This is a genomic window from Sphingobacterium sp. LZ7M1, assembly GCF_024296865.1.
In the GTDB taxonomy this organism is placed as follows: domain Bacteria; phylum Bacteroidota; class Bacteroidia; order Sphingobacteriales; family Sphingobacteriaceae; genus Sphingobacterium.
Map to the genome: position 1 here is coordinate 2,620,741 of NZ_CP101134.1, position 20,239 is coordinate 2,640,979.

Annotated in this window: 13 protein-coding genes; 4 read left to right on the forward strand and 9 right to left on the reverse strand. The window is 37.9% G+C overall.

Annotation, left to right across the window (positions count from 1 at the left end; genetic code table 11):
* Positions 1 to 29: 29 nt before the first annotated feature.
* The 3 genes from NMK93_RS11350 to NMK93_RS11360 all read right to left on the reverse strand — a co-directional run bounded on the left by NMK93_RS11350 (position 30) and on the right by NMK93_RS11360 (position 3,366).
* Entirely contained in the window at positions 30 to 1,352 is a 1,323-nt protein-coding gene (locus tag NMK93_RS11350; protein WP_254527344.1) for a hypothetical protein, read from the reverse strand.
* 4 nt (positions 1,353 to 1,356) lie between these two features.
* Positions 1,357 to 1,953 (reverse strand): DUF4255 domain-containing protein, encoded by a 597-nt coding sequence (locus tag NMK93_RS11355; RefSeq protein WP_185216560.1) that lies wholly within the window; start codon positions 1,951 to 1,953, stop codon positions 1,357 to 1,359.
* 699 nt (positions 1,954 to 2,652) lie between these two features.
* The gene (locus NMK93_RS11360) at positions 2,653 to 3,366 is read right to left on the reverse strand and encodes a response regulator transcription factor (RefSeq protein ID WP_214648416.1); all 714 of its coding nucleotides are present in this window, start codon (positions 3,364 to 3,366) and stop codon (positions 2,653 to 2,655) included.
* Between the two features lie 499 nt (positions 3,367 to 3,865).
* Between NMK93_RS11360 and NMK93_RS11365 the strand changes: the two genes are divergently transcribed.
* Positions 3,866 to 4,408 (forward strand): hypothetical protein, encoded by a 543-nt coding sequence (locus NMK93_RS11365; RefSeq protein ID WP_254527346.1) that lies wholly within the window; start codon positions 3,866 to 3,868, stop codon positions 4,406 to 4,408.
* Between the two features lie 51 nt (positions 4,409 to 4,459).
* On the opposite strand, the gene NMK93_RS11370 is transcribed toward NMK93_RS11365, so the two are convergent.
* Together NMK93_RS11370 and NMK93_RS11375 are read right to left on the reverse strand one after the other, a co-directional pair.
* The gene (locus NMK93_RS11370) at positions 4,460 to 5,971 is read right to left on the reverse strand and encodes a RagB/SusD family nutrient uptake outer membrane protein (RefSeq protein ID WP_254527348.1); all 1,512 of its coding nucleotides are present in this window, start codon (positions 5,969 to 5,971) and stop codon (positions 4,460 to 4,462) included.
* 15 nt (positions 5,972 to 5,986) lie between these two features.
* The gene (locus NMK93_RS11375) at positions 5,987 to 9,061 is read right to left on the reverse strand and encodes a TonB-dependent receptor (RefSeq protein WP_254527351.1); all 3,075 of its coding nucleotides are present in this window, start codon (positions 9,059 to 9,061) and stop codon (positions 5,987 to 5,989) included.
* Between the two features lie 398 nt (positions 9,062 to 9,459).
* Between NMK93_RS11375 and NMK93_RS11380 the strand changes: the two genes are divergently transcribed.
* Together NMK93_RS11380 and NMK93_RS11385 are read left to right on the forward strand one after the other, a co-directional pair.
* Positions 9,460 to 11,634 carry a DPP IV N-terminal domain-containing protein gene (locus NMK93_RS11380; protein ID WP_254527353.1) on the forward strand — a complete coding sequence of 725 codons (2,175 nt, stop codon included), beginning with the start codon at positions 9,460 to 9,462 and terminating at the stop codon, positions 11,632 to 11,634.
* A gap of 152 nt (positions 11,635 to 11,786) precedes the next feature.
* Positions 11,787 to 14,234, forward strand: coding sequence for an outer membrane beta-barrel family protein (locus tag NMK93_RS11385; RefSeq protein WP_254527359.1), 2,448 nt, complete (start codon positions 11,787 to 11,789; stop codon positions 14,232 to 14,234).
* Here NMK93_RS11385 and NMK93_RS11390 read toward each other — a convergent pair.
* A complete protein-coding gene (locus NMK93_RS11390) occupies positions 14,231 to 15,040 on the reverse strand; it encodes a helix-turn-helix domain-containing protein (RefSeq protein WP_254527361.1) in 810 nt (269 codons plus the stop codon). The genes NMK93_RS11385 and NMK93_RS11390 overlap by 4 nt on opposite strands.
* A 303-nt stretch (positions 15,041 to 15,343) precedes the next feature.
* Between NMK93_RS11390 and NMK93_RS11395 the strand changes: the two genes are divergently transcribed.
* The gene (locus NMK93_RS11395) at positions 15,344 to 17,173 is read left to right on the forward strand and encodes an alpha-L-fucosidase (RefSeq protein ID WP_254527364.1); all 1,830 of its coding nucleotides are present in this window, start codon (positions 15,344 to 15,346) and stop codon (positions 17,171 to 17,173) included.
* 42 nt (positions 17,174 to 17,215) lie between these two features.
* Here the strand turns inward: NMK93_RS11395 and NMK93_RS11400 are convergent, their stop codons facing one another.
* From NMK93_RS11400 to NMK93_RS11410, 3 genes are all read right to left on the reverse strand, one after another.
* Positions 17,216 to 17,887, reverse strand: coding sequence for an ankyrin repeat domain-containing protein (locus NMK93_RS11400; protein WP_254527366.1), 672 nt, complete (start codon positions 17,885 to 17,887; stop codon positions 17,216 to 17,218).
* Positions 17,888 to 17,889: 2 nt separating this feature from the next.
* Positions 17,890 to 19,227: an amidohydrolase gene (locus NMK93_RS11405; protein ID WP_254527368.1), complete on the reverse strand. Its 1,338-nt coding sequence runs from the start codon at positions 19,225 to 19,227 to the stop codon at positions 17,890 to 17,892.
* 98 nt (positions 19,228 to 19,325) lie between these two features.
* Entirely contained in the window at positions 19,326 to 20,177 is an 852-nt protein-coding gene (locus NMK93_RS11410; RefSeq protein ID WP_254527370.1) for an AraC family transcriptional regulator, read from the reverse strand.
* Positions 20,178 to 20,239: the final 62 nt, after the last annotated feature.

Below are 20,239 nucleotides of genomic sequence, written 5' to 3' on the forward strand. Positions count from 1 at the left end.
ATTTTGATTTATTATTCTTTTAATTATGGTCATGGTGCCAGTGGAAATAAATCTGATTCTGGTACCATTATATCACTGTATATCTTTTTATTCTCAATATGGATTTCCTGAGTCCCTGTAGGATTAGGAAGATAAAATAAACTACTATCCGGTAACCTAAATAAAGTAGTGTTAGCGGTCAATGGTCGCGGTTCTTTAGCAATTAACACGGCATCAATGGTTTGCAAAAGGTCAGAATAAAGACCATTCTGTAAAGCACGATTTCTGTTATTGATATACCTCCAAAATGAAGCCTTGCTGGAGATATTAATTTCAAATACCGGTGCTGCTGGATCAGTGACATTAAATTGATTTTTTCGGGTAATCAGTTTACCTGATGCATCAAATAGCTTATAGCCACTTATATTCCCTTTCACTTTAATGAGAATCACCCCAATGCTGCTACTTAACTCTTGATTATCGGAGTAAAAAACAACTTTATGGGATTTAGCAAAAGAGCCCGTTCCACTAACTTCCAGGTTATAGACCAACTCATTGCTAATCTTTTCCTCTGGTAGCATCTTCAATAGTTTAGGATCAAAAGCTAAATGAACCTTTGCAAATGGATTGGAAGCTTTAAAATGTAGTTCTTGGATAATATTCCCCAAATGATCCTTGAGTATAAAATCTGCTTTGCTGATATTATTGGCATTTACGAAGGAATAACTAAAGTTAGCCCCGCATAATAACCGATCATTTTCATTGGCAAATGACTTTCCAGCTTTACTTAGCCACTGCTTGTTATTGGCCGTATCTACATAAAATGCCCTTATATCATTAGGACCAAACTTTGCCAATTCCCCTTGCTCATATTCAAGAGCGGCATCATGATTGGCCACTTCAGTATGTAGATATGGAAAGTTTCGGGAGCCAGATAAGGAGGAATCATTGCAGAATAAATAAGTGAAATTGATATTTCGTTCTACTTTTTGATTGCTAATTGAATCAAATCTTGAAGTTCTTCTCTTGATCAAAACTGGGATATGTAGGTCATCCCCTAACTTATGTATAGGTTCAAAAGTACTCACTCCACTTGCTAATTTCTTGAGTTTAACTTCTATCAATACCTTTAATCCAGAATAACTTGGCAATAATTTTAAGCCATAGTTCTTTAACATATCCTGATAACTTTCCGAAACTTCATAGGACAGATCATTATTGATCTCTTCTGCAAAAGATTCATATTTCTGAAAGAGAAAATCCAGTCGATCTGCTTGTGCGCTCAAATCAAAAACGTTATTTCCAGTTCTATCGGTCAGATAGAATTCGTGGAGGAGTTTTACCTCAAATAACGGTTTGTACAGCGTTCTCATAGCGTCAATTTATTTTGCTGAGCTTAGTTTCAATTTCCTCAATTAGAGGAGCATTCCTCACTTTCACATGTTCAGACAGGCTTATCAACCGGAGCTTATACATCGCGAATGGCACTTGCCTACCCCCCAAGGATCCCCATAGGTAATTGATCTGTTCAAAGGATAAGGTGAAGAGCTCCATATTAAAATGGAAGGGTTCAGTATTGTCAGGATCAATTGGATTAATATTTACAGGATTGGATGATGAAAAACTGCTTTTACTTTGCAGAAAACGGATCACCATGGATAGCCTTTTCAGGGCCAATAAATAACCGTCTCCAGCATAATTGCATGTAATCAATACATAAAGATTGATATAGATAGCAGGGTTTTCATAGTATGCTGAACCATCTGGCATCCGTCGCAACGGCGATTGATTCTTCAGGGTATTCTCCTCCTCAATATTGACCAGACTGATTACAATATTATCGGGCAAACCATTGCCTGCAGAAGTTTCAGACAAACCAATATTATCGATGATGACTCCGGCCGCATTATCTCCTTTAGAACTTAAATAAGCCAGCAGTTCAGTCTTAAACAATATAAGGGCTTGATCTATCATGATGATTGGTTATTGATGGAAGCTAGAGTGCTTGTTCCTAGATACTGTAATTCTTGAATAAATTTCTGCATAAAACCTTTCCACATCAATAGCTAGCAATAGTCATTTCATTGAAGGCAGCTGTCATTCCTTTATTTTCTAAATGTCAACTTGAGGTTTCCCCGAAGGGTCTTGGAACAATCCATGCCTCATTTTTAAAAAACTAGCGAGGGTGAAATATGTGTAGATGGAAGATTGGTAATAATGGCTAACCCCAGCAGAGGTGAAATGTCATTAAATTAAGTTTTTTGGTGTCATGTTGAGGAACGAAACATCTCGGAGAAATGCGAGCTTTCGAAATTAAATTTATCATTTAATGAACCTCAAGCAGGGGGATATTTAGTCCTAATTTTTAATTCTCACATTTACGCAAAAAAGAAACAATGAAAATTGTTGTCATCTCGACTTCGCTGACCCTTTAGGATATAGTCGATGGTTATTTGGATAAGCTTTTCAATGAAGCCCACTTTTGTACATCTCCAATTCTGAACGCTAAGTGAAGAATCTGTATGGTTTACCAGCATCAATTCCTTCATCCTGTACCGAAGGTAAAGGACCTGTAAGCCATTTCAATTATAGTTTGTATACCTCCGAGAATCTTCGTTCCTCAGATTGACACAAAAAATTAAACTTAATGCTTTTACCTTAAAGGCATTCATCCTAAACCATATTGAACAATATGGCAAACTTGGTCAGATGACATAGATTATTAATCTCCAATTTGTTGGTAATGTTCTTTCGATGGTTGTTCACGGTATGGATGGAAATAAACAACAACTCCGAGATATCCTGGCTAGACTTACCTTCAACAATCAACTTGATGACTTCCTTTTCACGTTTGCTCAGCAACATCACACGGTTACAATACTTTTGGAAATAGGATTCATCATTTAAGGAAAGTGGTTTATTCTCTGCCTTATTCAACTCAAAAGCATATCGAAATAATATCCCAGGCTGGCTTTCATCACCAAGGGCAAATAATTTACTGGTAGCAAAATGCCATTTATAATCGCCAATCTGCTGTGGCCTTGCACGCTGAAAAAAGAAATAGACCTTATTCAATTCTTTTTGCCGGATAGCATGGAAAAGCTCCGGCATTAAAGGGACAATATCTTCAGGAGGAAAGAAGAAATCAAAATAAGCTAACCAGATCTGTTCAGTTTCTGGGTTAGCATGATTCATCCCATCCGTTCTACATTTATAAAAGAAGGAATTCGTTGGCTCTTTATGATTCTCAACAACTAAGTTTCCTACATCAAAATCACCTATTTCCACCTTTAGGAATTTCTGCTGCAGAATCTGGCCAACCATATCAATAATATGACCGTTGAAATCGTAATATTGGCTTGATTGTGTATCCTGTGTTAGATTCATCGGATGCGTATTAAAAGTTAGCGAAACGTCTAAAATCAAAATCAGTAATTAACCAATATTGATTCAATTTGAATTAAATCTAATGCTTAATGGCAATAATTTAAATGGCAATGAGTAGGATATAACTTTGAATGAGTAAGGCCTATTAAATAATTAGTGAACGGCTTTTTTGATTTTTCAAACTGCTTATGAAATATCTTATAACTAAAGACTTATAATTTCAGAAAGCAAAAATATATAAAAATGAAATAGATTATATATCGCTTACCTAAAAAAATCAATTAATTATCATTATAAATAAAAATAAGCGTACAACAAACTTTTAATTGAGCTAAAAATATCTAATTGCTTTCATACAAACCAACTGTTAAAAAATGCTAACTTTTTAATAATAAACTGGTTATTATGTTAAAAACGTTAAAGAAATTTCTTTTTCAATTACTTTGGAATAATTTTACCGTATAGAAATAATTATCGTTTTAATACAAATTATTTTCATATGAACTATCCTTTATTTTCAACACTGATTCTCTGCTGCGTCCTGAATATAAGTTACGCCCAAGACTCTTTACCTGCAAAAACCCATTCAATCGGAATAGGTCCGATGCTGGGTTATGATTTTTCCCATCATGGTGCTTCCTATGGAGTAGGAATGATCTATGAATACCGACCTTTAAATAAAATAAGTTTCTTTTCAACCTTAAATTATGAGGTCACCGTTCGGGGTATATCCAAAAATGTTCTTTTAACGATGCCTGAAATCTGGAAACATGAGGTTTTTTCCCTGAATGGAGGAATTCGATATTATCTTTCGAAGAACCTATATATTGCCGGATCTTTAGGGTTAGCTTTTGAAGGCAGCACCCTACAAAAAGCAGATGGACAAAGGATAGGTCCTGATTTCAAACCTGCTTTATATCGTTCATTGGTTGCCGGCTACCAAATCCCATTGATCAATAAGGATATCATCGAGATTGAAACTGGTTTTTCTGGAACAAAAACCTCCAATCGGGGCAGTATGGTCGCACGGTATAAGTTTTAAAAATAAAGAAAGCCGTCAATCGACGGCTTTCTAAATAAACATCTATAACACTTAATAGCCCTTATTTTGCACTAGTTTATTATTATTCCTGATTTCTGCTGTAGGCTTTGGAAACAATAACTCCCGCTCGGTCAAAACTGGACCATAGGAGAATTTGTGACCTACGTAATTGTCGAATTTCTTGGTACTCACATTGAAAGCCTTCCTCAAGCGGACCATATCAAACCAAGTGACATTCTCATAGCAGAGCTCATGCCAACGCTCTTTCCAGATAGCTTCCCGAAGTTGATCCTTGGATAAACCGCTCAAGTTTGGAAGTTCTGCCCTTTTTCTGATCGCATTGACCGCATCATACACCTTTTGGTTAGGTCCAGTCACTTCATTTGCTGCCTCAGCATACATCAACAACAAATCAGCATATCGAAGGATAGACCAATTCAGGTCACTGTTTGTCGTACTTGTCTGCGCCGCCTCATCAAAATGCTTATATAGGAAATATCCCCCTAAATTGACTTCTTTGCTACGATCAGACTCATGGGTATATTTGGTAAAGAAAAACTGCTTTTCAGCTCGTCGTAAGTCATTTGCATCATAGGATTCCACAAAATCCTTGGTAGCATAGATTCCACCTGTTTCATCTGAATACGCAGATATATTCTTGTTGTAAGGAATGATGGCGACTTGCCAATTGGAGGCAATGACCTGCGTTTTATATTGAATGCTAAAGATATTCTCTACCCCATTTTTCTTTTTGGGATCATGTAGATCGGCATAGGCAGGGAACAATTGATATTGCTTGGAGTTGATGACTTCTTCAGATGCTTTGGCTGAAAGGTCAAAATAAGCTGCCCCTTTGTTCAATGGATAACCGGCCATGGTCAAGTAAACCTTTGCCATCAAGGATTTAATAATTCCCATATTTACTTTCCCACTTTGATCACTCCATGGCAAACCGGAGTTCTCTGCAACTTTCAGATCACTTACTATTAATTCATAGACCTTCTCTACGGTTGCCTGTTCTGGGTAAAGCTGCTCTGATGTCAGACTTACAGCTTCCGTTACCAAAGGGATTTCCCCAAACATCTGCACCAGATTAAAATAGAAAAATGCCCTTAAGAAATGAGCTTCTCCTAAGATCCGTTTCTTTTCAGCTTCATCCATCGTGATTTGAGGAATATACGTAATTGAAAGGTTTGCATTTCCGATACCTTTATAATAGGTCGTCCAATAGTCTAGGCCATAACCATTGTCTGAAGTGTTTCTGAGGTCCTTTACGTAGTAACTGTTTACCGCCTGACCTAAATCTGTTCCCGCCAATCCGGTAGCAAATTCAAGCATCATCCAGGTTCCCCCACCAAATCCACTTACCATTGGGTTTCTTAAATTGGCGTAAATAGCACTTACGGAACTACGGGCATGTTCAGGTTTGGTGAAATAGTTCTCCACCGTAAAATTACTGGGATCGGATTCGTCCAAAAAACCCGAACAGCCTACTATACCTGCCGTTAATATTACGGCTGTAGTTATTTGAATCGTTCTCTTGATATATTTAATGTATTTCATGATTTTCCTGTTTTATTATAATCCAATGTTTAATCCGAATGTAAATACCCTTGGTCTTGGATAATCATATAGACCAAATCCCTGATCAAATGCAGAGCCTGAATTAGAAACCTCTGGATCATAACCCGAATATTTCGTGATCACAAAGAAGTTCTGTACGGAAGCAAAAAAGCGTAGTCGATCCAATTTCATTCTTGAAACTACATCTGGATTCAATGTATAAGAAAGCATTAGGTTTCTACCTCTGATAAAGGAGGCATCTGAAACTTTATGGCTATCGTTATTTGTTGTATAATAGGCATTGATAGGTCGTACCTGTGCAATCGGAGTGTTTTGGTTACTCTCTGTCCAAGCGTTCAATACCGTCTTATAACTGTTTGCTATCCCCTGTCTGTCCTCAGCAGAGTGAATACTGCGATCAATCACGTCATTACCAAACATATATTGCAAATCGATCAATAAGGATAGATTTTTATATTTGAAGGTGTTGGAGAATGTTCCATAACCATCTGGAATCCCTCTACCAATAATGGTTTTATCATTATCATTGATGACGCCATCTCCATTGATATCCTGATATCGCACATCACCAGGAAGCATATTATATTTCTTGGCTTCAGCTTCGTCTGCGCTGGACCAGGTCCCTAGATGTTGGAAACCCCAAAAAGATCCAACCGGCTCGCCTTCTCTGATAATGGTCGCACCACTATAGATATCTGCACCACCAATCAATCTCAAAACTTGGTTTCTGTTGTAGGAGAAATTGAACAATCCTGACCAACTGAAAACATCATTGCCGATATTGGCCACGTTGACGCCAAATTCTATCCCATCATTTTTCATACTTCCGATATTTCTGAAAATGGTTCCATACCCACTGGACAATGGAATCGGGGCATCGAGTAGCATATCGTTAACCTGACGGTGATATACATCCAATTCGAAGTTCAACTTGTTTTGGAACAAACCTAATTCAAGTCCCAGATCGACTTGCTCCGTCCGCTCCCATTTTAAAGTTGGGTTGGCAATTCTGCCAGTCCCTACACCGACCATACGATCACCACCTTGAATGATTTCATAATTCCCCATACCGGCTAATGCGCGGTAGGCTGGGATTTCAGAGTTACCCGTTGCTCCATAGCTCATCCTTAACTTCAAATTGGAGATGCTCTCCGAATCTTTTAAGAAGTTCTCTTCATTGATTTTCCATGCCACTGCTGCAGAAGGGAAAAAGGCATATTGGTTATCCTGTCCAAATTTGGAAGATCCATCCACACGACCAGTAAAGGTGAATAGGTATTTGTTCAACAAGGTATAGTTGATCCTCGTGAAGTAAGAGTTCAATCCATTGGCATTCGCACCTGAAGAAGGTGCATTCATGGTAGCCCCTGCTCCCAAATTATTGAATTGATAGTAGAAATCCGTGTACTTGCTGGAACTGGCATAGGAACCAAAATAATCGGTATGCTGCCATGAAAAACCTAACATAGCATTAATGGAATGAATATTTCCAAAATCTTTTAAGTAGGTAAAATAGTTCTCAAATTGCCAGGAGTTGAATCGTTTATTGTCCACATTGGCAGAACCATCACTTGAAATATATTGCAGACCTACAGCTGCTGCATAATCTTTTCGTTGATTGATGATATTCGTACCAATCGAGGTACGGAACTCTAACCCATCCATTAATTTTATATTGGCATACATATTACCAATAAAGGGTTGGGTAGATAGGTAATAAAGTCTTTCATCAGCTACACGGATTGGGTTATCCCCACCTTCCATACCTGGATAATCGCGGTTACTTGCCCATCTACCATCTGCATATCGAACAGGTATCAATGGCAATGCCTCAAGTACCTGACGCATCATGGTAATTCCTCCACCGCCCAATTCATCAACTTGCTTATCCTTTTGATCCGTATAGCTCAATACACCACCTACCTTTAACCAATCTTTGATCTCAGTATCAAATACAAATCTTGCTGAATATCTTTTCTGCCATGAGCCATATGCAACGCCTTGTTCATTTCTGTAATTCACAAATCCACCATAAGAACCTTTTTCATTTCCATTGGTAAAAGCCAATTGATGGTTCTGTGTAATGGCATTTCGGAAAGCCTCCTTCTGCCAATCCGTATTGTAAAGCGGTTTGCCATTGGAATCAAAAAGTAATGGGTTGGTCCGTTTGGTTTTAGGATCGGTATATTTTGTGCCTGTAGCCCAACCTACAGGGTCAAATTTCTTAGCATTCTCATAGGCTAATTCTTCAACAGCTAAGAATTCTTCTGAACTCAAAACCGGCAATAATTTTGGAGCATACCCTACCCCAACCTCTGCATCATATGTAGCTCTTCCACCTCCAGAAGTACCACGCTTAGTAGTTACAATAACGACCCCATTGGCACCACGGGCACCATAGATAGCTGTTGATGAGGCGTCCTTTAATACCTCCACGGAAGCAATATCATTTGGATTGATATAATCAATCGGTGAACTACCATTCTGTAATCCATCTCTACTCATGATTACACCATCTATTACGTACAATGGATTATTGGTGGTGGAGATGGAACTTGACCCCCGGATCCTGATATTGGCCCGACCGCCTGGACGGCCAGAGCTGGTGGAAACATTTACACCCGTTATTTTTCCTCCTAGGGCTTGGTTCAGATTGGATGCTGGTCTTTCACGCAATGCCTCGCCTTGAACGGTACCAACTGCACCGGTCAGATCACTTTTCTTGACTACCCCATACCCTACAGCTACCACTACTTCTTCAATGGATTCAGAGGAGGTACTCATCTGAACATTGATTTCCGTTCGGTTGTTAACTGATTCGCTATGGGTAATATAACCTATAAATGTAAAGGTCAGGTTAGCATTTGAACTGGTCTTGATTTCATAAACACCATTGGTATCAGTGCTTGTACTGGCATTGCCAGAGCTACTCTTGATCGAAACACCTGCTAAGGGCTCGTTGTTAGTCGAGGTAACTCGTCCAGTAATCGTGAGTTCCTGGGCATATGTCATTTTTGCTAACAAGAAAAATAACAATAAAGGAACACATCGGATGTAGGTTCTCATCATGGTTTTAAGTTTAAAAGGTTTATATTATGTGTTATTTGTTTTCTTAAAAAAACAGGAATACCAGCTCCTAAAACTCTTAACCAAAAACCAATACACACCCACCTCGCCCTATTTAAAGGCAAATAAATCCCATCGAGTAGAAATCCACTCAAAGCCCAGGATTACCCTGGATCTTATATGTAACTTTTGTATCTAATTATTCTGAGTCTGTTCTTAATTAGTGTTTACAGGTTATATGGTTAATTGTCTGAGCAATATGTGGTTGTCCCAGTTCAACTTAAAACTAAGATAGTCCTCTCTTTCCGATTATGTGTCCTGTACTATCCTGACTTTTACCATTTTCTCCCTTCCTTTCCTAACAATTCCTTAATTTCGTCATCATAAAATTTGATTAAATAATGAAAAAGCTACTGGCATTACTATTATTAAGCTCTTCAGTTGCTTATGGTCAAAGAGGTTTCACAATCGATGAAACGGTTTATGGACCAAGCAAGTTTGCTCCTAAAACACTGACTGCAGCAAAATGGATCAAAGATGCAGATGCATTCTCCAACCTGGACAGTACTTACCAAAACCTATTGGCTCGCGAAGCAAAGAATAATTGGAATCCTGTTCAATTGGCTTCAACCAACGATATCCTACAAGCCTTAAAGGAAATAGCCGCAAATGATAAATTCTCATTACGCTCCTTTCCAAATAATTACAAATGGATTGATAAGGAAAACATCAACCTGGTTATCAATGGTGAAAAAAACAGCTATAACATCAATTTCAATGTAAACAGCAAAAAAGCTAAGCTCAATGCGACCCTTCCAAGTAACAGGGATGCTGAGGAATTTAGCCATGCAAATAAAAACACGGCCTACCTGATCGGTAATAATATTGAAATCCTTAAAGCCGATGGCAGCAAAATAACCGTCACCAAAGACACAGTTGATGGCATAGTAAATGGGAGCTCTGTCGTTCACCGTAATGAATTTGGTATTGCCAAAGGAATGTGGTGGTCGCCAGATGACAAAAAGCTGCTTTATTATCGCAAGGATGAAACCATGGTCAGCAAATATCCATTACCGCAATGGGATACCCGAGTGGCCAGCATTAAGGACATCCGCTATCCTATGGCTGGTATGAAAAGTGAGGAAGTTACATTGAACATCTTCAATACAGAAACTGGAGAGTATGTTCAGTTGCAAACTGGGGAACCAAAAGAACAATACCTAACAATTGTAACATGGGATCCTTCAAATGAGTTTGTATATGTTGGGGTATTAAACCGAGGACAGGACCATCTAAAATTGAATAAATATGATGCAAGAAGCGGAGCTCTTGTGCAAACTTTATTCGAAGAATCTTCAACTTCTTGGGTTGAACCTCAGGTAGCATTGGAATTCCTGCCAAATAACCCGAATCAGTTTTTATACCAGACCGATAAAGATGGCTTTAACCAACTTTACCTTTATACCACAGATGGTAAACTGATCAAAAACTTAGGTTATAAGGATGTCATAGTAACAGATTTTCAAGGATTTGATGCGAAAGGAAGTAAAGGATATTACATTGGCGCCAGTAATCAGGGAATGGAACGCCATTTATTTGAAGTCGATCTGAAATCTGGAAAAACTACCCAATTGACCAGTATCAATGGTACGCATAATGCAACTGTTAGTAGCTCTGGAAAGTATATTTTGGATCAATACAGCAATTTGGATATCCCTAATATCGTTCAGGTTATTGACAAAAAATCTAACAAGGCCGAAAAACTGGTTACAGCAACTAATCCATTCACTGGAAAGGTTGATTTACCTAAAATTGAGTTCAAAACCCTTACCTCAGCAGATGGTAAAACACCTTTGAATGCTAGAATCACCTATCCTGTCAATTTCGATCCCAATAAGAAATATCCTGTGATGGTTTATTTATATGGTGGATCGCATGCGCAATTGGTTACGGACAAATGGCTAGGTGGCGTGGGTTATTTCGATTTATACATGGCACAGCAAGGATACCTTGTCTTTACGATGGACAATAGAGGTTCCGATGCACGCGGTCGTGACTTTACCCGCATAACCCATCGCAATCTAGGTGAAGCCGAAATGGCTGATCAATTGAAAGGTATTGAATACCTTAAATCCCAACCTTATGTAGATGCAGAAAACTTGGGAATATTTGGCTGGAGCTTTGGTGGATTTATGACGAGCTCATTGATGACCAAACATAACGATATCTTTAAAGCTGCAGTAGCAGGTGGACCGGTAATCGATTGGAAATATTATGAAGTGATGTATGGCGAACGCTATATGGATACCCCACAGGAAAATCCTGAAGGGTATGAAAAAACCTCTATGCTAGACAAGGCTGATCGATTGAATGGTCACTTATTGATTATTCATGGTGCTCAAGATCCTGTAGTAGTTCAACAACATAGCATGGAATTTATCCAAAAATGTATTGAAGCCGGTAAACAGGTTGATTACTTCCTATACCCAACACACGAACATAATGTAGTTGGAAAGGATAGAATCCACATGTACGATAAAATTGCAAAATACTTCAATCTATATCTTAAGAAATAGATTGGATCAAGCCCATTAAAAATCCCTAATACCTAATCGTATTGGGGATTTTTCAATTAATAAAAAGTCGATTTGAAAATATAATGGTATAATTTCCAATCCAATCCATATCCTGATTTTACTTTTCTATTTTTGAAAAAAAACTTAAACCATTGAAAAGGATTATTGCCATACTTTGCTTCATTTTCTCTATTCAATTTAGCATCGCCCAAACATCAAAAATCTCCGGAACAGTTAAAGATTCACTATCATCAGCTCCAATAGCCTATGCCAGTATAGGATTATTAGATGTCAACAAAAAGGTAATCGATGGAATGATTACCGATACAACCGGTAGATTTCAGTTCACGGACCTGAAAAATGGTCCATACATATTACAGATCAAGTTTATTGGCTACAGTCAAAAGAACAGTCCAATTGAAATAAAGGGTCAAAAATCCATTGATTTAGGAAACATCTTAATTTCTAGTGCTCAGCAAAGTTTAGAACAGGTAACTGTTACGGCAAATATCGCTGCCCAGAAACATAGCAGTGATCGACAGACCTATCAAGCCAGCCAATATAAAAATGCTGTCGGCGGAACTGCTTTAGATATCGTCAAAAACCTTCCTTCAGCATCAGTTGATGCCAATGGAAACATCAGTATGCGTGGGAATTCAGGTGTTATCGTACTAATCAATGGTAAACCATCCTTTATAGATCCTGCTACCATACTCGGGCAGATTGCTGCCAATGATGTTTCAGAAGTGGAATATATCACAAGCCCTACTGCGCAGTATGATCCAGATGGAAAAGGTGGTATTATCAATTTAAAAACAAAGAAATCAGCAGCAAATGGATTCGCATGGATCTTAAACCTTCAGACTGGCTTACCTAGCATCGACGATTATGACAATATCGAAAGTCAAAAACGATTCGGAGGTGATATTTCTTTCCAATTGAAAAAAGATAAGCTGGAACTCAATGGATCTGCCAACTACCTTCGAAATGATAATGCTGGCTTCAGGGATGGTGATGTAAATACCATCATTGGAGACAAACAAACCTTCTTCCCTTCAAAAGGAGAACGTAGTTTTGACAAATACAATTACGGATTAAGATTAAACGCTGCATATGAACTATCTGAAAAACACAACCTGAATTTAGGGGTTCTGGCTTCAAGAAGATTCCAAGATAGGCTCGCTGATATTCATTATAATAACAGAACTATCCAGCCTTCCAGCGGCGATCAAATCTCCAGCTTAGATTACTTCAATTCCAATCTACAGAACAAACAAGGTGAGTTTTACTTAGTGGACTTCTCTTATCAATATAAAATAAATCCAAGGCACTCCCTACAATTGGGAGCCATCTATGAATTTGCCAACATCTATGGATCCACAAAAAATGGGAATATTGAAAACAACGTCGATACGGTGCAATGGTCCCATAATATCTATACAAATCCATTGCATGGTTTGCGGCTTTCCCTACAACATCAATGGAAATTCGACAATGCAGAATTGATTTCAGGTTACCAACTAAGGAATGATAGGCAAAAGGGAAATTTTGAATACTTTTATAAGGAAAAGGGTGGCCAATACCTTCAAATAAACCCTGAATTCACGGGCCGTTTAAATGCAACCAACCGAGTACATGCCCTGTTTAGCCAATATGACCGGAAATTCAACAACACACAACTTTCCCTTGGCCTTCGTTATGAGTATTATCAAAGAGATCTCCTGCTATTGGACAATAATCAAGAATATCCCTATTCCATCCACCAACTCTACCCAAGCTTTAATCTGATGCATGATCTGGGAGCTGGTTGGTCATGGAAATTAGCAGCTGCAAGAAGGGTGCAAAGAAACAATAACTTTGAGCTAAACCCTATTCCTGAGCGTGAACACTCGGAAACATTGGAACAAGGTGATCCGGAGTTATTACCTGAATTCACTACAAATGCGGAAACGGGACTTGTGAAAAAATTAAATGCAGGTAGTTTATTCTTGAATGCTTACTACCAACATACTAAAAATCCAATCCAGCGTGTAAACTCTGTTTATGCGGATACGATCTTACGCCGTGTATTTACCAATGCAGACTATGCTTCAAGATATGGTATGGAAATCGGTGGCGAGGGAAAGCCATTGTCATGGTTAAAGGTCAATGCTGGTGCAAATATTTATAATTACAAGGTTTCAGGAAAGGTACTGAACTATCAAGAAACCCGAACAAACCAAGACTGGGTGTACTCCATCAATGCTGGGATACAAGCAGATTTTGCTCCAACTTGGAGCACCGGTTTACAGGTCAATTACCTATCCGAAAGACCAACAGTTCAAGGAAAGGATTCAAGGTTCCTGACTCCACATTTCAACCTCAGTAAGGGATTCTTAAAAGGTGCCATTACGGCTCAATTGCTATGGCAGTTTATCGAACTCAACAAGAAATGGGGAGTTAATGAACAAAGAATTACGACCTATTCAAATGATTTCTATACCACGACAAATTACATCTATGAAAAGAATGTCTTTTTGATCAATCTGAATTTCAACCTACATAAATTGAATCAGATCATTAAACTTCCAAAAAGTGAGTTCGGTGAGAAGGAATTTTAAGGATCTTGTTTCTTGAATTCCGTGGGTGTAATTCCTGTATAGCGTTTAAAGTACTTTGAAAAATTAGATTTATCAGAGAAGCCTAGCATGAAAGCAATTTCTGAAATGCTGTTTGATGTGTAAAACAATAGCCTTTTGGCTTCTTTGATAATATATCCCGCCAATACCTCGGATGCCGTAAGGTTAACATGCTTCTTACAGGCAGCACTTAAATTTTGTGGACTGGTATTTAATTGGGAAGCATAATGAGCAACATGGTTGACCACTTTTGCCTCTTTGTTCAGCAATTCGCAAAACTTTATATACAGGTTGTTCTGGATGAACTTTGAAGAAATCTGTTGATCAGCATTCTCCAAAACCTTTGCCAACATGGCTTTAAACAACCCTTCCTGTACGATTTTATTATTCTCTGTCGCCAACAATCCTAAAATCTGTTCTATGGCAAGTTTCTCTTTTAAGAAGATTTGGTCAAATTGGACAACCTCTTCCACTAACCTACTGATTTCAAAATCTAAGCTTTGCTCCACAAATAATTTCTTCAGCAAAAGCACATAGCCTTCTACGGGATTTTCCAATTCCCAATGATGTACATTATCCTTTCGGATTACCAAGATACAGGGTACTTTCACCTCTGCTTCCTTCCCATCAATATAATGTCTACCGCTGGTCGAAGAAAGGAAAACCAATTCTAGATAACCATTATGTTTATGAGGTCTCGTTCGATTTTTAGCTCGATCAAATGCAGCTACTTTTATCAGTCGCTGAGGCTCTAGTTTATCCTTAATGGTTATTTTCTTTCCTTGCATCTTGTGAAACTATTATATTTCCGCTATTCCATCAAATATATTGGAATTCCTTAATTTTTTTAGACATCTAAAAATGATAACCAGAAAATTTAGAAATTCAAAAAAATGAAAAAACTTTTAGACAATGCTCTAGACTTCGCTTTGGTCTTATTCGAGACATATTCGGAAAATTCGGAATATGCCTCGAATAAGACTAAAGTCATCTCAGAAAAATTTGTGAATTTTCAGCTTTATTTAAGCTATTAAAGAATTTATCCGTATCATTATTTGTCAAGTAGAAACTTAAACTTTTTAATATACTTTATGCGCCGCACACTAATCACATTGGCATTAGGGATTTTGATGACACATGTTAATGGGCAAGAAAACAAAAAAGACATTGAAAGCCCAAAAATGGAATGGTTCGATGATGCTAAATTAGGAATTTTTATTCATTGGGGAATATACTCTGTGGATGGAATATCAGAATCTTGGGCATTTTTCAATAATTATCTGAGTCATGATAACTATATGAAACAACTCCGGGGATTTACTGCTAACAAATACGATCCAAAAGAGTGGGTTCAATTAATTAAAGATTCTGGTGCTAAGTATTCCGTTATTACCACAAAACACCATGATGGAGTAGCCTTATGGGACAGTAAAATGGACCAACCAACTACTATTGCCAAAGACGCTGCTGCAAAAAAAGACGTATTGACTCCATTTGTGAAGGAACTAAAAGCTTCGGGCTTAAAAACCGGACTTTACTTCTCTTTACCTGATTGGAGCCACCCGAATTACGATATCATTACGAGAACCCAAAAAAGGTATGATATCAAGGATGAGCCTAATCGATGGACCAAATTTCAAGATTATTATCAAGGACAGTTAAAGGAATTGTCAGTTGCTTATAAACCCGACCTAATTTGGTTTGATGGAGACTGGGAGCATTCTTCTGAAGAATGGAAAGCCAAGGAAACTTTAGATTTACTTCGTAAGTATAATAAAAACATCATTATCAATTCCCGATTGAATAACCATGGGGATTACGCTACTCCAGAACAAGGTATTCCAGTTCAACGCCCTGACCATAGATATTGGGAATTGTGCTATACCATGAATGACTCTTGGGGATACCAGCATTTTGACAAACATTACAAGAGTCCAAATATGATCGTAAGAACCTTGATTGAATGTTTGGCAATGGGTGGAAACTTGTTGTTAGATATCGGCCCAAAGGCTGACGGAACAATTCCTGAAGAACAGGTTGCAATTCTGAAGGAATTAGCAAGATGGACCAAGAAATATTCCGAAGCAATCTATGGTACTAGAGCTGGTCTATCGCAAGATTTAGTAAATGAAAAGAACAGTTTTTCTAAAGATGGAAAAGCCTTATTTATCTACCTGGATCAGGTTAAGGATTATGTAGAGATGCAAGGTTTTGATGATAAACCTTTGGAAATAAAGATGCTAGGAACAAACGAAAATGTTCCTTTTGAGTATGAATTTGGCAAATTGAAGTTGCAGATTCCTACAGCTAATTTTGACCCAGTTGCTTCCGTAGTTGCTGTAAAATTCAATAAAAAGCCATCTATTAATCCTCACATCCTACCAGAACCAGTTGGCATTACTGACTTTCTCTATGCGAAAACCCCGCAAGAATCTATCCGTAAAATTGTGGATATGACCTCAATTGGTGCAAACCTATTCAAAGGTTCTATCAATGATGATGGCAGCAAATTAGCTGAATCCTTTAATTTCCATAGCGAGGAAACTAAGAATTGGGTTAAAAAACATGCTGAAATTCTCCAAGATGCAGCTAAAGGAATCCCAGCAAATCACTTTAACGGAAAAACGGCCTTATCCCCAGACAAACAAACGCTATATCTATTTGTGGAGGGTAAACCTACAGGTCCAATTGCCATCAAGGGATTGAAGAACAATATTGCGAGGATCCGTATTGTTGGTGAAGGGTCTATGATTGGCCATGAGATTTATAACAAGCTATATTGGAGTGCTACGCCTGGAATAGTTTATATTGATATTCCTAAGGATAGATTGGATAAAAATACAACTGTAATTGCTGTTTTGCTCGATAAACCTATTGAATTGTTCTCTGAAGAGGTAGGTGCTATAGAAAGTAATCTCTAAATATGGAAATCGTTAAAATAATAGAGGGATAAATCTTTCGATTTATCCCTCTATTATTTTAACGATTTCTTTGAATCCCCTGTTTTTGGCATGTTGAACTGGACTTATCCCATCTTTATCTGGAATATCCATTCTAGATCCTGCATCCTTTAGGATTTGAACAATCTCTTGGTATTTTTCGGTGCCATCTCCTAATACGATTGCCTCCATTAAGGCTGTCCATCCTAATCTATTCACATGATCGATAGGATATCCCTTAGTATTTGCCAATAACTTGACAGTCTCCACATGCCCCCGTTCACACGCTGGAATCAATGCCGATCCATGGTAACGATTGAACACATCAAACCTAGCTCCATTTTCTAAAAATAATCTGAGCATTTCCGTTTGACCGGTTGCACCAGCATACAGAAATGGACTATCCAGATTGTCAGCTTGTTGGTTAACATCTGCTTTATAGGAAACCAACAACTTTACCATAGGTAAATCTTGGTTTTTCGTAGCAATCAATAGCAAGTTCCGTTTATTGGCATCTACCGTATTTACATCTTGTCCAGCTTTCAATGCGGTTTCCACGGCCTTTACATTTTTACTTTCCACCATTTTCACTAATCCTTGTTGATCCACGATTTCTAACTCCTGTTCTTTCTTTGTTGAGGCCTGGCATGAGGAAAATCCTAATGCAAGGCATAAACTCATTGTTAATGCTTTCATAATCAATAAACTACCTTTCCATTATAAATTAAAGATTTAACTTCAGAAACCCTTGAAACTGCTTCAGCTGAACAACTGGCATCAATCAGAACCAAGTCTGCATTATCACCCGCCTTTGGCCAAAGTTGATTTCCTTTGTCGTCTAATGGTGTGATACCTGCAGTCGCTAAGCTCAACATTCTTGATAAGGCCAATTCAGTTGAGTAACCATATAATTGCGCTGCCAAATTTGCCTTTTGCAAAACACTTCCTGAACCAAAGGTATTCCAATGGTCAACTATGCTATCATTACCGACCATTACTTCTACCCCTTTGTTCATTAAGGTAGGTATTGGCATGATTAATCCTCCAAATGGAACCGTGGATATTATTCCCACTTTTGCTTCAGCTAATTTTTCGGCTAATTCTTCTTGTTTTGCTTGGTCAATTTTTCCTAAAGCAAAACAATGGCTCAAATAAGTTTTTCCTTTCAGGATTGGATTTTCATTAACCTTTTTAATCAGGTATTCAATGGTCTGCACTCCGGAATCACCTGTTTCATGGAGGTGTATATCAATTCCTTTTTGATTATCCAAAGCCAATTGAACGGTAAAGTCCATAGTTTTTTCGATAGCTCCATCAATACTGAAGGGATCAAGACCGCCAATAAAATCAATATCCATTTTAGCAGCTTCTTTTAAATATGGAACAGAGTCGGTATAATAAACCCCATGTTGAGGAAAAGCTACCAATTCAGCTCCAAAACCATCTTTTTTATGGTCCAATGCCTTTTGGAGGTTTTTTAGGGAATCTAATTTCGATGTGGGTTCAATATTGACATGGCTCCTTGCAAATGCAGACCCATGGGACTGTAATAACTCGATCAGTTTCTCCGCTTTGAAGGTTGAGTTCTTCAATAGCTCCGGCATGATTTCCTGTTCCAGGGCAATCATCCCCTTCACTCCTCCTTTCCTTCTTTTTACGGCCTGCCAATTAGCACCATAATAAGTTTTATCAAGGTGAATATGCATATCTTTAAAGGAAGGCAACATCAATAGTCCTTTGGCATCAACTGCATCGGGATCATTCGTATTGGAACTGATATTTTTGATTTTTCCATTTTCGATATCAACGGAAAAGAGATCAGTTTTTGTAGAAGCCACCTCATCTTCAAAATATTCAAAACCAGTTTCAAGCCTTACATTTTTAAGTTTAAGATTTTTCATGTTTTTATAATAGTTGATGGATGGAGTCCCACTAGCCGTCTTATCAGCGTTTGCAGCAAACGCATTTGTTCCAAATGCTATTCCTGCAACGCTCATGGCTGAATTCCGTAAGAAGTCTTTTCTTGAAAGTTTCATATTCAATTAATTTTGAATGAGCTATTGTGATCTATAATACAAAGGTAGGATGATCTAGTTCCAATATCTTGGAAATTACATCCAATTTCTTGTAAATTTTATAACTGCGAACGAAATTGACTTGGATTTAAACCTGTTTGGTTTTTGAAGAAGTTGGAGAAATAGGCATGGTCGGAGAAACCGAGATCAAAAGCAATTTCCTTAATACTTCGCTCAGAAGTTTGTAATAGCCGTTTTGATTCGAGAGTAATTCGCTGATGGATAAGCTTATTTGCTGATACCTTAAGATTTTTCTTACAAAGGATATTGAGATAATTAGCACTGATGTTTAATTGTTCTGCATAAAAAGTAATCGATTTCTGTTCCTTGTAAAATTTATCAATAAGCCAATTGAACTTAGCCAATCGTGGATTGGTTTGATAGACCTTAAATTCCTCAATATCAAATTCGGCCTCCTTGCTCACTAATGCGGCAATTACAGCGGCACGTGCAGAGATCAATTGGTTGACAGGTTGAGTAAGCAACAATTCATCTCGAATCGCATTGAACTCATATAGCAATTTTTCGAAAGCTTCATTGCTGAGCCTAATAACAGGATGGTTCTGATAATTTGTAAAAGAATAACGAAATGCTGGTGCAAACTGTTCAAGAAAGGTTTTGTCAATCATGAGCTGATATCCCTTTGAACCCTCCTGGATATGCCATTTATGGATCTGTTCAGGAAAAAGCACATGGACTTCCCTATTTCCAATGCTATAATCAACAGAATCGATATTGTGGATTCCTGAGGCATGATCAAAAAGAATAATAAAAAAGAAATCATGTTTATGGGGTTTCTCAATTATCTTTTCGCCAAGGATTTCATTGAAGAGCAATTCTTTCTTACCGGCGAATTGCTCCTCACGAAAACCATGCATATCTAGAGTAGGAATTACATTTTTGTCATCCATTTGATTTCCTCAGAAAAGATTAAGTAACCTAAAATTAAGGAATAGCAAACGGAATCATCTGT